We start from the raw sequence: 13,085 nt of genomic DNA, 5'->3' as shown, positions 1-13,085 counted from the left end.
AACGTATTTTGATTATCCAAAGGAAGTAAGACATAGTATTTATTCAACGAATCTGATTGAAGGTTTCAACAAGCAACTTAAGAAGAAATTTAAGTTGAAGGAACAGTTTCCAACCGAAACATCAATGGAAAAATACTTAGTATCACAATTCAATCAATACAATGAAAAATTTATGAATAGAATTCACAAAGGTTTTGGTTTAGTTGGTCGTGATCAATGGTTTCCAAATTAATAGATAACAACTAATCTTATCTACTGAAAACTTAATTTACAGGAAATAAGAATTTACACAAGATTCTTGACACTATCATTTTACATAAATCATTTATGTTATTTTGATTAAAATTTATGTTTATTTTTTGATTTTTATCTCATTTCATTATTTTTGATCAATTACATAAAAAAAGTTATGTTATTTTTTGAATATTTGAAACATTTAACTAAAAACCTATTTCTCTATCTTAAAAAATTTAAGTACTGTACCATTTACTCTATTAGTATAATAAACTCTTAACCCCGGATATTCCATGTTCTAACACGTCTTTCAAAACAAATTCAAAATGATCATCAAGAACTATATCTTTAATCTCGCTGATAATTATTGCTGTTTCTTCCTTTGTTAAATCAAAATTACGTATTGTTGTATCAATATCCATTGTCGAACGCATTGCAATACCAATCATAGAAGTCACCAATATTCCGCCTTTGATTATAAAATCATCTTTATACTTTGAATATCTTATTCGCTCCAGAAAACGTTCCATCATATATATTCTCAACAAAGCAATTGGACTGTACCATTTTTCTTAGCTAAATTCTTGATCTTTCCTTTTATTTGTGCAGGAGTTAAATACATTACAACAATATCTCCATATATTGTTTAATTATTTTTTCCAGTCTAAATGTCTTCGCATAAAACATTAAACGGTTTAGATCCTTATCTTTTCTTTTTACATAGGATTTTAATGCTGCATTAAAATCCTGTATTTCAAAATTACTTCTATTTCTTACCAAATCACAAACTGTTCTTTCTAAATCATACATTGGAATCTCATGCCCAAATTGGTTTATAACAGTTTTTTTACCCAAATCCAATAGTTCTCTCTTTACAGTATACACTTTATACCCAGCGCGAGTTAAGGTAGTTGGATTATAGCCAGAATACATCGTAATATTATGAATCATAGGTTCTCGATCCACTAGACCATAATAATACAAAGCATCATCGTGAGATACCACTCCTTTTGGACAACGTAACGATAATACATAAGCTTCATCTTCCAATGCATCTTTTGCGATATAAATGCCCGGTCCTACCTTTTCCATTCTATTTCTCTTTATGAAATTATAAATAGACTGTCTAGATAAATTCGCTTCTTTTAAACTTTTTAAATTCAAAACACCATCATTCATATAACTAAATATCTCACTCATAATATCACCTCGCATTTACATTTTTGCTAATATTATATATTATATTAGTGTTTTTGTAAATCTAACTTCTCACAGAGTACTCCTCCTATAAGGATCATACTCAATTATTTTGAAAATTTCTTAGATTCATCTACAAAAATGTGCAAATTAACACCACTAAAAAAATGCAACGTTAGATTTCTAACATTGCATTTTTGTTTACATTAATATTTAGGTGTTAATCCTACATACATATCTTTGTAGTGTTTTGCACTCTGTTCCCAAGAGACATCTTTGTTCATATTACGAACTACCATATCATCCCAGTATGGTCTACTTTCGAAGTAAAGTGTCTTAGCACGATTGATTGCATCATATAAAAGACCACTTTCATATCTATCAAATGTAAATCCATTACCAGTGTTATCAAATAAGTTATAAGGCTGTACTGTATCTTTTAATCCACCAGTTTCTCTTACGATTGGTACTGAACCATATCTCATACTAATTAACTGAGTTAATCCACATGGTTCAAATCTAGATGGTACTAATAATGCATCACATCCAGCATAGATGTTATGTGCTACATTTTCATTGTAGGCAATATAAGCACAGAAGTTGCCCTTATATGCGTTTTCATAATAACGGAATGCATCTTCATATTCAGCATCACCTGTACCTAATACAACAACCTGTGTATGTTCATCCATAATATGTGGAATTACATTATTTACAAGATCTAGACCCTTCTGGTTTGTCAAACGTGAAATCAAACCAATGACAATCTTATGATCATCTACTTCTAATCCTAATGATTCCTGTAAAGCTTTCTTATTTGCTTTCTTGTTTTCAATAACATTCTGACTGTCATATGGCGCAGCTAATAGTTTATCAGTTGCTGGATTCCAGATATCTGTATCAATACCATTTACGATACCTACAAGCTTGTTATGATGATATCTTAAGTGTTCTTCAAGACCTTCACCATATTCTTCAGTCTGGATTTCACCAGCATATGTGTTACTTACAGTAGTTACAACATTACTATAAGTAATACCACCCTTTAACATATTCGCATCCAACCAATTCTGTGTGAGGCAGTCTTTATTAAATACATAATCAGGAAGTCCTGACCAGTACTGAATTGTCTTTCTATCATAGATTCCCTGGAATCTTAAGTTATGAATAGTAAGTACACAGCTTGCACGTCCTACATTGCTGTCTTTAAAGCATGTTCTTAAATAGAGTGGAACTAAAGCAGCCTGCCAGTCATGACAATGTACAACATCCGGTGTCCAATCTAAATAATTAAGTGCTGCAAGAGCCGCTTTTCCAAAATAACAGAATTTAGGAATATCATCGATTAGATTAGTATATGGATTACCCCAAGAGAAGAATTCATCGTTATCAATGAAATCATAAACAACGCCATCTTCCTGGTATTCCATAATACCTACATAATACTGTTTACCATCTGCACATAAGTCCATAGAGAATGAGCCTTTATATTCCATCTTTTCCTGGAACTTCTGAGGAATACATTTATATCTAGGAATAATAACCTTAACATCACAATTCAACTTAGCAAGACTCTTAGGAAGAGCAGACATAACATCTCCTAATCCACCTGTCTTTACAAATGGATAACATTCAGAACCAATGAATGCTACACTTCTACGTGGACCTAAATCAACTGGTGCTGGAGCAGGAGTTTCCTGAACAACTACTTCAGGTTCTACTTCAACCTTCTTTTCAACTTCAGGAGCTACTGTTTCTTCTACTTTAGGTTCTTCCTTCTTAGCTGTTTCTTTCTTAGTAGCTGTAGCCTTCTTAGTTGTCTTCTTTGCAGTTGTTTTCTTAGTTGTCTTTTTAGGTGCTTCTTCTTTTACAGTTTCTGTCTTAGCTGTAGTCTTCTTAGTTGTTGCTTTCTTTGTTGCAGTCTTTTTAGCTGTTTCCTTTTTAGGTTCAGCTTCCTTTACTGGAGCTTCTTCTTTAACTGCTTCTGTTTTTGAAACTGTAGTTTTCTTAGCAGTTGTCTTTTTAGGAGCAGCTTTCTTAACTGTAGTTTTCTTAACTGTTTCCTTTTTAGGAACAGCTTCCTTTACTACTTCTACCTTAGTAGCTGTTTCCTTTACAGGCTCTACCTTTTTAGTTTCAGCCTTTACAGCTGTAGTCTTCTTAGTTGTTTCTTTTGCAGGAGCAGTTTTTTTAGCTGTTGTTTTCTTAGTAGTTGTAGTCTTCTTAGCTGTCTCTTTTTTAGGTTCAGCTTCTGCTACTGTTTCTACCTTAGTAGCTGTTTCCTTTACAGGAGTTTCTTTTTTAGTTGCAGTCTTAGTGGCTGTAGCTTTCTTAACTGTTTCCTTTACAGGAGCAGCTTCTTTTGTTGTATCCTTAGCAGCTGTTGTTACTGTTTCTTTCTTAACAGCAGCTGCTTTTGTAGTTGTTTTCTTTGTAGTTTTCTTTCTCATATTTTCTTCTCCGATCTCTTAGATTAAATCAAACCATAAAACCTTAACTTTCTCATTTTCTCTTGCAACATCCCCTACTATTACAATTAAACTTTAATTTCACTTAAAGTTAGTAATATATTCAAAATATTTCTTTATTTATTGTACCATAATCTGTAAAAGTTGTTTATACAAAAGAGACTTATTCCAAAAAATGGATTTATGCATATTCCTCCAAATACTTATTATATGTATTCTTATCAATACAAACATATACCTTATCCCAGAAAACATCATAATCATTATTAATAGCTAATCTCTCATAGCATTTCTCTGCATTCTCTTCTGATATCATTATCACAACCACGAAGTACTTCTGCTTCTTCTATAAGTCCTATCTCATCAAATACTTTCACAGCATCAGCATATGATTTTAGATTTAGTCCATCCATACCTAGTTCCGTATCATAATCAATGATAGTAATAATATTCTTAATCCACGAAGGATACTTTTCTAATTCACCTCTTACCTCTGGATATTCATATATATCAGCCATAGCCTGTACAAAGTCTTCACCATTGGTGATTTCTAATATTGCATGATCTATAAAGTTCACTTCTTCAGTCACCTCTCTTGCAATATATTTTACAATTATTCTATAAAACAATATAAAAAATGAATCACAAAGATCATTTCAAAACATTCCATGTATTTAAACGGGGATTTGCGTATGTTTAGCACTTATACGAACGGGGATTTGCGTATATTTAGCACTTATATGAACGGGGATTTGCGTATTTTCATCTTATATTCACGACAAGTTAAATTATGAATAGGTAAGATAGGAATCAAAAAATGCTACACAATCTCATATGTAGCACTTTTAATATTACAAATTATTTATGTATTTATGAATTGTTGATTTTACAGCATCTTTTCCAACAATCATTTCACCACCATCCTTATAAAAATCTGCAAAGAATAAACGTTCATTAGATAAAATTGGTTTTAATACTTTTATTTTTTGAATACTCCATCAAACAGATTGATTATCCAATGCATAAGATATAATATAAGTGCAATAGAAAGAGAAGGAGTTGATATTTATGGCTAACACAACTAATTTTAGCGTCCGTATAGATAGCGATATCAAGAAACAGTGCGAAGCGGTGTATGGTGAATTAGGAATCAATCTTACTACTGCCATCAATGTATTTCTTCGTCAGTCACTTCGTGTTGGCGGTTTCCCTTTTGATGTTCGCTTAAAGCAACCAAACAAAGAAACAATAGAAGCAATGCTAGAAGCAGAACGTATCGCACGTGATCCATCTGTAAAACGCTACTCTCATGTAGAGGAAGCATTAAAGGCATTGAAAGAATGAGAAAAAAGCTAGATATTATTTGGACAAGTCAATTCAAAAAAGACTACAAGCTAGCAATGAAACGCCATCTTGATATCGACCTTCTTGACGATATCATTCGCAAACTTGCAAATAATGAACAACTTCCAGAGAAAAATAAAGATAACGCTTTAGCTGGAAACTGGGCTGGGCATCGTGAGTGCCACATTCTGCCAGATTGGCTATTGGTTTATCGTATTGAGAATAATTTACTCGTCTTGACATTATCCCGAACAGAAACACACAGTGATTTATTTGGAAAATAATAGCACCTGGTACAATTACCAGGTGCTGTTCTCATTTAAAGAAAACGAACTTCAAACAAGCTTTCAACATTATTCACTCGGGTTCCAGATAAAATTTGAACTTACAATTTTCAACTTAAGAGACCTATACACCATGGGTCTCTATGGACTTTAGTACCCTCTCGTGTCTGTAACGATTAACAAAAAACGTTTTATTTATTGTTATATAGATACAAATGATGAATGCAGGTATAATGAGATTATATGGAAAGTGTGGTGTATTACATATGAATGAAGTAAGCAATGAATTTCTAGATAGAGTTTCTTCATTAATCGAAGAAGCTAAAAAAAATGTTAAGACTGCTGTAAATATTGCTATGGTCTATACATATTTTGAGATTGGACGAATGATTATTGAAGAAGAACAAAATGGCGATAATCGAGCTGAATACGGTAAATATATAATTAAAAACTTATCATCCTTTTTGACTGAGCATTATGGTAAGGGATATTCCGTTGACAACCTAAAACTAATAAGAAGGTTTTATACAATCTATAAAACTGACTCAATTGGGGAAACAGTGTTTCCCCAATTCAAAAACTACCCTGCCACTGTTACAGGACGTAAATTTTACCTAAGCTGGTCGCATTATTTAAAACTAATGAGAATCACTAATATCGAGGAAAGACATTTCTACGAAATCGAATCCGTTAAAAATGATTGGAGTCTATCAGAATTAAAAAGACAATATGATTCTTCATTATATGAACGTTTAGCGTTAAGTAAAAACAAAGATGAAGTAATGTTGTTATCACAAAAGGGACAAATAATAGAAAAACCAGCAGATGCAATTAAAGATCCATATGTATTAGAATTTTTACAATTACCAGAATTACCTGTATATTCCGAAACTGAGTTAGAGAATAAGATTATTGATCATTTACAACAATTTTTACTTGAACTTGGTAAAGGTTATACATTTGTAGGTAGACAAGTTAGACTAACATTTGATGAGGAACATTTCAAAGTAGATTTAGTGTTCTTCAATCGAATACTAAAATGTTTTGTATTAATTGATTTAAAAATTGGAGAATTGAAACACCACATATTGGACAAATGCAAATGTATGTGAATTACTATGACCGTAAAGTAAAACTTGAGGATGAAAATAATACAATTGGAATTATTCTATGCAAAGACAAAAAACAATCCATTGTAGAAATGACTTTACCTGAAAATAACAACCAAATCTTTGCGAGTAAATTCCAAACAGTATTACCAAGTAAAGAAGAATTACAAAATATTTTAAATGAAGAATAGAATCATAAATCGGATTTGGCAGATGTAAAAGGATTTTGACACGCATAATAAGTGATGTCAAAGCTATTTGATAGACAATAGTGGGTGTTATTCCTACAATAGAAGTGCAAGGAGGTATAGTGGCATGGAGTATGATATTGGAAGCAAAATCAAGGCAGCACGAATTGAAAAAAAGCTAACGCAAGAACAGGTTGCCGAATTGTTGGATGTAAGTCGTCAGACCATCTCAAATTGGGAAAATGAAAAATCATATCCAGATATTATCAGTGTTATTAAAATGAGCGAATGCTACGATGTCTCTCTTGACTATCTATTGAAGGGAGAAGAAAAAATGAAAAGCTATTATGATTATCTTGAAGAAAGTACAAATGTTGTGAAAAGCAATATCAACAGAAACAAGATTGTTACGATTCTCTCTTATCTATTGATTTGGGCATCTGCAATGATTGTGTTCTGGTTTTTTACAAGTGGAAGTGATGCTATGGGTTACAGTTTGATGTTCCTTTGGTTTATTCTTCCTGTAACTACATTTATTGTGTCCGTCATTATTGGTAAAAATAACTTTTGGGGAAAAGGAAAATGGGCATTTACTCTTTTCTTTGGAGTAATGTATATGCTTGCTGAATATGGCACATTCAAAATAGCAAACAACATTGCTTTTAATAAACTGAATCTCCCTGACTTGGGAATGATTATAGCTGGCGCAATAATCTCTGCAATCGGTATGTTGGCAGGTTCACTGTGGAATAAGAAACGCCACAATTAAAAAAATAAGCAACAAGAAAAATACTAATTTACCCATAAGAATTACCTGAAACAAAAAGAGATTTGAATGATGAACATACATCAATCAAATCTCTTTTATCATTTACAGGCTAAAAGCCTGTCAATATTTTAAAATGGCGTCCCAGATAAGATTTGAACTTACGACCTTTCGCTTAGGAGGCGAATGCTCTATCCAGCTGAGCTACTGAGACACTTATAAGGGGGCTTATGCCCCTTTTTATAATTCACGATGTACTTTGACACCATTCTCTTTCACAATCATACCAGGAACACCTACTACTGTACAGTTTGGTGGTACATCTTTTAATACAACTGAATTCGCACCTACAATACTGTTATCTCCTATAGTAATATCCCCAATGATTTTTGCACCAGCTGAAATCATTACATTATTGTGTAAGGTTGGATGTCTTTTACATGTATGCTCTCCTGTACCTACCCCTCCAAGAGTCACACCTTGATATAATAAACAATCATCACCAATAATGGTTGTTTCCCCAATTACAACTCCCATACCATGGTCAATAAATAATCGTTTACCAATCGTTGCACCCGGATGTATTTCAATCCCTGTAAAAAAGCGTGCTACTTGTGACAGGAAACGTGCAATTAATTTCATATGACATTTTGTCCATAAGAAATGATTGATGCGATAAAAAAAGATAGCATGTACACCTGGATAGTTCAATATGACATTGAACCAGTTACGTGATGCTGGATCATTTTCTAATACTGCACCAACAATAGTTTTCGCCATTCTCCCCACTCCTTTTTCCCTATTATAAGGATTTATCATTTGATGGTCAAACAATGTAATAATAAATCCTAGTCACCTTAGGGATTAGATACTGTCATTGACAAAATATAATATATTTTTTATTATCTCTCTAAACAGGGAGGCTATTATGTTTCATATTGCGATTGTAGATGATGATCAATCGATTCATCAAAAGTTAGAAGAAATGATTACTTCTATATTATTCAAATACCCTATACATTTTACAGTATCTCACTTCTTTTCTGGTAATGAATTTCTTACTAACAAAGATACATTTTCTCTTATCATATTAGATATAGAAATGAATGATGGAGATGGTATTTTAACTAAGAACTCATTAGAAGTTCATACTCCTATCATCTTTCTCTCTTCATACCAGGATAGAATGATAGAAGCATTTGGTAATCATGTAATTGCTTATTTATTAAAAAATAGTCATACCTTGTCACAGGACTTAGAAAGATATCTCATTCAAATATCAAAGACAGATTGTATCTATTTAGATAATCAGATGATTGATTATAAAGAAATCATCTACTTAAAGGCAGATAATGTTTACACAATAATCCATACATACAATAAAGATTATCTCATTCGCAAATCATTAAAAGATATGGAGAAAGAACTTCACTTCCCTTTCTATCGTGTTCACAAGTCATACATTATTAACTTTGATTATTTGAAAGATATCAATCACTTAAAACTTACACTCACAACTTCAGAAATAATCAAGATCAGTAGAGGCAAACTAAAAGATATCCAACAAAGCTATTATGATTATATAAGGAGTACACTATGATTTCATTTTGCGAACAAATATTACTCATGTTGAATATTTTGATGATCCGTTATTTATTATTCAATAAAGAGTTCAATAAACACCATTGTGTTAAGGGAATAATTTGTTTCTTAACTTCATTAGTTATGATTGTATTAAAGAAAGAAATCAATCCCTCTATCATCAATATCGCCTTTATGTTTCTTGCTTATATTTTTATTTTTGATTTATCCTTGGAATCTATCAAAGAATTTATTTCTTCTTATATTGTCATGGTATTCTTTCAAATATGTATCAATTCGTTCTTGTCATTCTATGAAATCAATAACTTATCATTCATCAGTGCACTTGTATCATTGATTCTTATAACTCTCCTTTGTTTTATCACAAAGCGAAATCATTTAATCATTAATAACTCTATTTTGATTATTCTATCTTCTGTCTGTATATTATTATCAGCACAGCTTGTCTTATTGACTAATCTCTACATTTCTATGAATAAGAGTATAAAATGGAATATCATTTTATTTCTCATTACATCACTATTATTGATGCTCTTACTATATTTCTGTTTGAAAATGAATTATGAAAAGAAAAAAGAAGACATATCAAAACAGAATCTAGAAACAATCATCCAGTTGCAGCAGTCATATCTTTCTTCTTATACCCACAAATATCAGGAACTTAGAAAATTCAAGCATGATTACAATAAACAGATTCTCATGATTAAGGACTATTATTTAAATCAACAAGATCAACTGCTTCCTTATTTAGATATTCTCAGTCATCATCTATATAAGACCGATAATGATTCACAAAATCATATCATTAATATGCTGTATCAGTATTTCAAAGAGGAATATCCTCAAGTCCATAGTCATATAGATGATCAAATACTAGGAACTATCACAATGAATGATTCAAAGCTATCATCATTAATATATAATCTATTTAAAAACAGCTTTGAAGCATCTTCTAAAACAACAGATAAAAACGTTTCTATCTCTTTAAAAAACAAAAACAACAATCTATATATACAAATAAAGAACTCAATTGATCAGCCTGTCACTCTTAAAGAAGGCTATACAAGTAAAGAAAATAAAAATGATCATGGTATTGGACTCACAATCATCAATGAGATTGTAGATGAATATCATGGAATTAATCAATACCAGCAAACAGACCAATGTTTAGTGAATGACATCATACTCTTTGATGTGATTCACTAAACAACAACAAACTGCACTTTACAACAACTCCATGTAAGTGCAGTTTTTATTATGTTAGAGTGCATGTGAAAGAGAGATTACTATGAAAAAAGCTATTATTATCATCTTTTGTATCCTTACATGTAACTTCTTTTCTGTAAGCTATACACTCACAAGTCATGAATATTTTAATCATATTGTATATGCAGAAAAAGAATTACCTGGCTTTTATTCTATTCAAATTCCTCATGATATTATGAATAATGATTCAACTCAAATCATAAATACTGTAGAGAATTATTTAGATAAATATCAAGGCAATTTGTTTATCACCAAGAATAAAAATAACCATTACAAGAAATATGTTTATCTTACTCATGATAAGAATCAATATTTAAAGTCTACTCCTATGTTTGATCATACATTTACTTTTAATGTTTATAATTTGGATAAACTATTGAGTGATGGATATCAGCTAGAGGGAGAAGTATATGTTACCTTTCCAAATGAACAGTCTTTCAATCAATTTAAAAATGAGATGAATGCAACATTACATATATCTATAAAAGACCTCAATGACTCAAGCGGACAGGTTGATTATATGATTTGGATTATCATTTGTTTAGCTGCTTTCTATTTCATTCTTATGTTAGTGATTATTTATGACTTACTGCAGAATTATAAACTTTTCAGCATCAAGAGACTTGAAGGATATAGTTTATTTTCTATTGGGTATGATTATATATGTCCCATTATACAATCACAATTTCTTATTACTTTCATAGGATTCTTTGTCCTTACGTTACTAGTATGCAGGCATATAAATCAATCTGTCATTCATTTTTTAATTGATCATTTCTTGATCCTATTCTTATTTCTATCACTCACTTTGATTATATGTGTTCTTATGATCAATCACTTTAAAGATGTGAAAGCGATAGACTTTCTCAAAAACAAAGGTCCATCTAAAACAATCATTTATTTCAATCAAATAGTTTTATTCATGATTGTTTTAGTTATTCTATTTCTCTCATCTATTGGAATAGAGACTGGTTATTCGCTATTAAGTAGAATGAATAATCATAATGAGTGGAATACAATGAAACATTATTCTATTTTGAGTGAAGTCTCTAATGTAGAGAATAGTGACTTGTTTACTAGTCAGAATTTTTTAAACAAACAAAAAGAACTTTATCAAGAATTCAATCATCTTGGTAGTCTCTATGCAGACTTTAATGAATTTGATAAAGAAACATATACAAATACAAGTATGGCCTATGTCAATACAAACTACTTAAAGAAACAAGTGATTCAAAATATACATGGACATTCTATTCGTATTAGTGAAGATGAAAAGAAAAGAGTAGTCTTGGCACCTCAAAACTATTCAAAAAAGAAGATATATAAGATGACTCAGGCTATGTTTGATACACCACATGGTATTAAGATTATCTATTATAAAGACAATCAGAAATTCTTTACTTATAACTCTTTAATCGTATCTGATTATTCAAACAGTATTACAAATCCTGTTGTACAGGTTCTTACAAATGAAAATGGATTACCTGAAGATTATGATGTCATTCTAGGATATAAATATAATCCTTATAAGATCAAAGACTCTCAAGAGAGAATTCAGTCCATTTTAAAGAAATATAGTTTAAATCAATATGCTTCTAAAATCATTACCGCATATGATGAAATGTCTCTTTTAAATCATCAAGAACAAACACTCTTTATTGCGGTTATTATGATTTCTGTCGCATTAATCAGTTTAATGATATTAATGATTTACCAGAATATTCATATATTCATCCAGTATCATGCATCACTTCTTGCGATAGAGACAATGGAGGGTTATACACCTCTTAGCAAGTATTTCTATTTTGTGAAATCAACAGTTGTTTTATTTATATCGACATTCTTGATTTCTTTATTATGTCATTCTTATTTCATCTACACTCTTATTATTCACCTGATTCTTATGATTCTATGGGGTATGACTTATGTACTTTCCATAAAGAAATTTGAGAGAAAGAATATCATTCATCTATTGAAAGGAACTTTTTAAATGATTGAATTAAAAAACATAAAGAAACACTATGATACAAAAACAATCTTCGATCATTTTAATCTCACTATAGAAGAAAATGAACTTGTCGCAATTGTAGGAAATAGCGGTTCTGGTAAATCTACATTACTTAATATCATGGGGTTATTAGAAGAGGTAGGCGATGGAGAAATTATCATTAATCATCATTCAATCTCAAATAAGAAAGATGCATTATTACTTATGAGATATGATATAGGCTATATGTTTCAAAACAATGCTCTAGTAGATGATTATACCGTCAAAGAGAATCTTGATATTGTGTTGAAGTATTCAAAATTCAATAAGAAAGAAAAAGTGAATGCGGTAAAACAAGCACTATCTACTGTTGGACTAGAAGGATATGAGAATAGAAAAATATATTCTTTATCTGGTGGAGAAGCCCAGCGTATCGCCTTTTGTAAGCTGCTTCTTAAAAAGCCAAAGATTGTGTTATGTGATGAACCTACCGGTTCACTTGATGAAACAAATACAAAAATGATGATGAATCTATTATTAGAATATCATCATAATGGTGCCACTGTAGTGATTGTGACACATGATCTAGATATTGCGAAGCTTTGTGAAAGAGTCATTCATATTTAATCAGTAATAGGCA

At 31.0% G+C, this 13,085-nt stretch carries 13 protein-coding genes, 1 tRNA gene and 1 pseudogene; 9 read left to right on the top strand and 6 right to left on the bottom strand.

Annotated elements, in window-relative coordinates; genetic code table 11:
* Positions 1-232, top strand: a 232-nt coding sequence (locus H8909_RS05795; protein ID WP_143122854.1) for a transposase, incomplete at its 5' end; no start/stop codon positions are given.
* A gap of 262 nt (positions 233-494) precedes the next feature.
* On the opposite strand, the gene H8909_RS05790 is transcribed toward H8909_RS05795, so the two are convergent.
* From H8909_RS05790 to H8909_RS05775, 4 genes are all read right to left on the bottom strand, one after another.
* The gene (locus H8909_RS05790) at positions 495-767 is read right to left on the bottom strand and encodes a nucleotidyl transferase AbiEii/AbiGii toxin family protein (protein ID WP_238928235.1); all 273 of its coding nucleotides are present in this window, start codon (positions 765-767) and stop codon (positions 495-497) included.
* Between the two features lie 88 nt (positions 768-855).
* Positions 856-1,434: a type IV toxin-antitoxin system AbiEi family antitoxin domain-containing protein gene (locus H8909_RS05785; protein WP_187012157.1), complete on the bottom strand. Its 579-nt coding sequence runs from the start codon at positions 1,432-1,434 to the stop codon at positions 856-858.
* A 203-nt stretch (positions 1,435-1,637) separates the two neighbouring features.
* Positions 1,638-3,881 carry a glycogen/starch synthase gene (locus H8909_RS05780; RefSeq protein ID WP_238928234.1) on the bottom strand — a complete coding sequence of 748 codons (2,244 nt, stop codon included), beginning with the start codon at positions 3,879-3,881 and terminating at the stop codon, positions 1,638-1,640.
* A gap of 299 nt (positions 3,882-4,180) precedes the next feature.
* Positions 4,181-4,477, bottom strand: a complete 297-nt coding sequence (locus H8909_RS05775) for a hypothetical protein (RefSeq protein WP_202985912.1) — start codon at positions 4,475-4,477, stop codon at positions 4,181-4,183.
* A gap of 490 nt (positions 4,478-4,967) precedes the next feature.
* Here H8909_RS05775 and H8909_RS05770 point away from each other — a divergent pair, with 490 nt between their 5' ends.
* The 4 genes and pseudogenes from H8909_RS05770 (at position 4,968) to H8909_RS05755 (ending at position 7,593) form a co-directional block, all read left to right on the top strand.
* A complete protein-coding gene (locus H8909_RS05770; RefSeq protein ID WP_187012156.1) occupies positions 4,968-5,243 on the top strand; it encodes a type II toxin-antitoxin system RelB/DinJ family antitoxin in 276 nt (91 codons plus the stop codon).
* The gene (locus H8909_RS05765) at positions 5,240-5,527 is read left to right on the top strand and encodes a type II toxin-antitoxin system YafQ family toxin (protein WP_187012155.1); all 288 of its coding nucleotides are present in this window, start codon (positions 5,240-5,242) and stop codon (positions 5,525-5,527) included. The genes H8909_RS05770 and H8909_RS05765 overlap by 4 nt, the downstream gene beginning before the upstream one ends.
* 215 nt (positions 5,528-5,742) lie before the next feature.
* Positions 5,743-6,827: pseudogene (locus H8909_RS05760) on the top strand (PDDEXK nuclease domain-containing protein).
* A gap of 124 nt (positions 6,828-6,951) precedes the next feature.
* Positions 6,952-7,593 carry a helix-turn-helix domain-containing protein gene (locus H8909_RS05755; RefSeq protein ID WP_187012154.1) on the top strand — a complete coding sequence of 214 codons (642 nt, stop codon included), beginning with the start codon at positions 6,952-6,954 and terminating at the stop codon, positions 7,591-7,593.
* 134 nt (positions 7,594-7,727) lie between these two features.
* Here H8909_RS05755 and H8909_RS05750 read toward each other — a convergent pair.
* Together H8909_RS05750 and cysE are read right to left on the bottom strand one after the other, a co-directional pair.
* Positions 7,728-7,804 (bottom strand) — tRNA-Arg (locus H8909_RS05750).
* Positions 7,805-7,830: 26 nt separating this feature from the next.
* Positions 7,831-8,370: a serine O-acetyltransferase gene (gene cysE, locus H8909_RS05745; RefSeq protein ID WP_022425388.1), complete on the bottom strand. Its 540-nt coding sequence runs from the start codon at positions 8,368-8,370 to the stop codon at positions 7,831-7,833.
* A 148-nt stretch (positions 8,371-8,518) separates the two neighbouring features.
* Here cysE and H8909_RS05740 point away from each other — a divergent pair, with 148 nt between their 5' ends.
* From H8909_RS05740 to H8909_RS05725, 4 genes are all read left to right on the top strand, one after another.
* Entirely contained in the window at positions 8,519-9,190 is a 672-nt protein-coding gene (locus tag H8909_RS05740; RefSeq protein ID WP_187012153.1) for a LytR/AlgR family response regulator transcription factor, read from the top strand.
* Entirely contained in the window at positions 9,187-10,398 is a 1,212-nt protein-coding gene (locus tag H8909_RS05735; RefSeq protein WP_187012152.1) for a GHKL domain-containing protein, read from the top strand. The genes H8909_RS05740 and H8909_RS05735 overlap by 4 nt, the downstream gene beginning before the upstream one ends.
* Before the next feature lie 82 nt (positions 10,399-10,480).
* The gene (locus H8909_RS05730; protein ID WP_187012151.1) at positions 10,481-12,448 is read left to right on the top strand and encodes a bacteriocin-associated integral membrane family protein; all 1,968 of its coding nucleotides are present in this window, start codon (positions 10,481-10,483) and stop codon (positions 12,446-12,448) included.
* Entirely contained in the window at positions 12,449-13,072 is a 624-nt protein-coding gene (locus tag H8909_RS05725; RefSeq protein WP_187012150.1) for an ATP-binding cassette domain-containing protein, read from the top strand.
* Positions 13,073-13,085: the final 13 nt, after the last annotated feature.

It is taken from the genome of Catenibacterium faecis (assembly GCF_014306455.1).
Taxonomy (GTDB): Bacteria; Bacillota_I; Bacilli_A; order Erysipelotrichales; family Coprobacillaceae; genus Catenibacterium; species Catenibacterium mitsuoka_A.
This window is presented reverse-complemented; position numbering and strand designations above follow the sequence as displayed.

Bases quoted from the DNA above. Each gene is read 5' to 3' on its own strand.
- H8909_RS05770 (WP_187012156.1), top strand. From the start codon at position 4,968: ATGGCTAACACAACTAATTTTAGCGTCCGTATAGATAGCGATATCAAG.
- H8909_RS05780 (WP_238928234.1), bottom strand. From the start codon at position 3,881: ATGAGAAAGAAAACTACAAAGAAAACAACTACAAAAGCAGCTGCTGTT.
- H8909_RS05755 (WP_187012154.1), top strand. From the start codon at position 6,952: ATGGAGTATGATATTGGAAGCAAAATCAAGGCAGCACGAATTGAAAAA.
- H8909_RS05730 (WP_187012151.1), top strand. From the start codon at position 10,481: ATGAAAAAAGCTATTATTATCATCTTTTGTATCCTTACATGTAACTTC.
- H8909_RS05790 (WP_238928235.1), bottom strand. From the start codon at position 767: ATGATGGAACGTTTTCTGGAGCGAATAAGATATTCAAAGTATAAAGAT.
- H8909_RS05735 (WP_187012152.1), top strand. From the start codon at position 9,187: ATGATTTCATTTTGCGAACAAATATTACTCATGTTGAATATTTTGATG.
- H8909_RS05785 (WP_187012157.1), bottom strand. From the start codon at position 1,434: ATGAGTGAGATATTTAGTTATATGAATGATGGTGTTTTGAATTTAAAA.
- cysE (WP_022425388.1), bottom strand. From the start codon at position 8,370: ATGGCGAAAACTATTGTTGGTGCAGTATTAGAAAATGATCCAGCATCA.
- H8909_RS05765 (WP_187012155.1), top strand. From the start codon at position 5,240: ATGAGAAAAAAGCTAGATATTATTTGGACAAGTCAATTCAAAAAAGAC.
- H8909_RS05725 (WP_187012150.1), top strand. From the start codon at position 12,449: ATGATTGAATTAAAAAACATAAAGAAACACTATGATACAAAAACAATC.
- H8909_RS05740 (WP_187012153.1), top strand. From the start codon at position 8,519: ATGTTTCATATTGCGATTGTAGATGATGATCAATCGATTCATCAAAAG.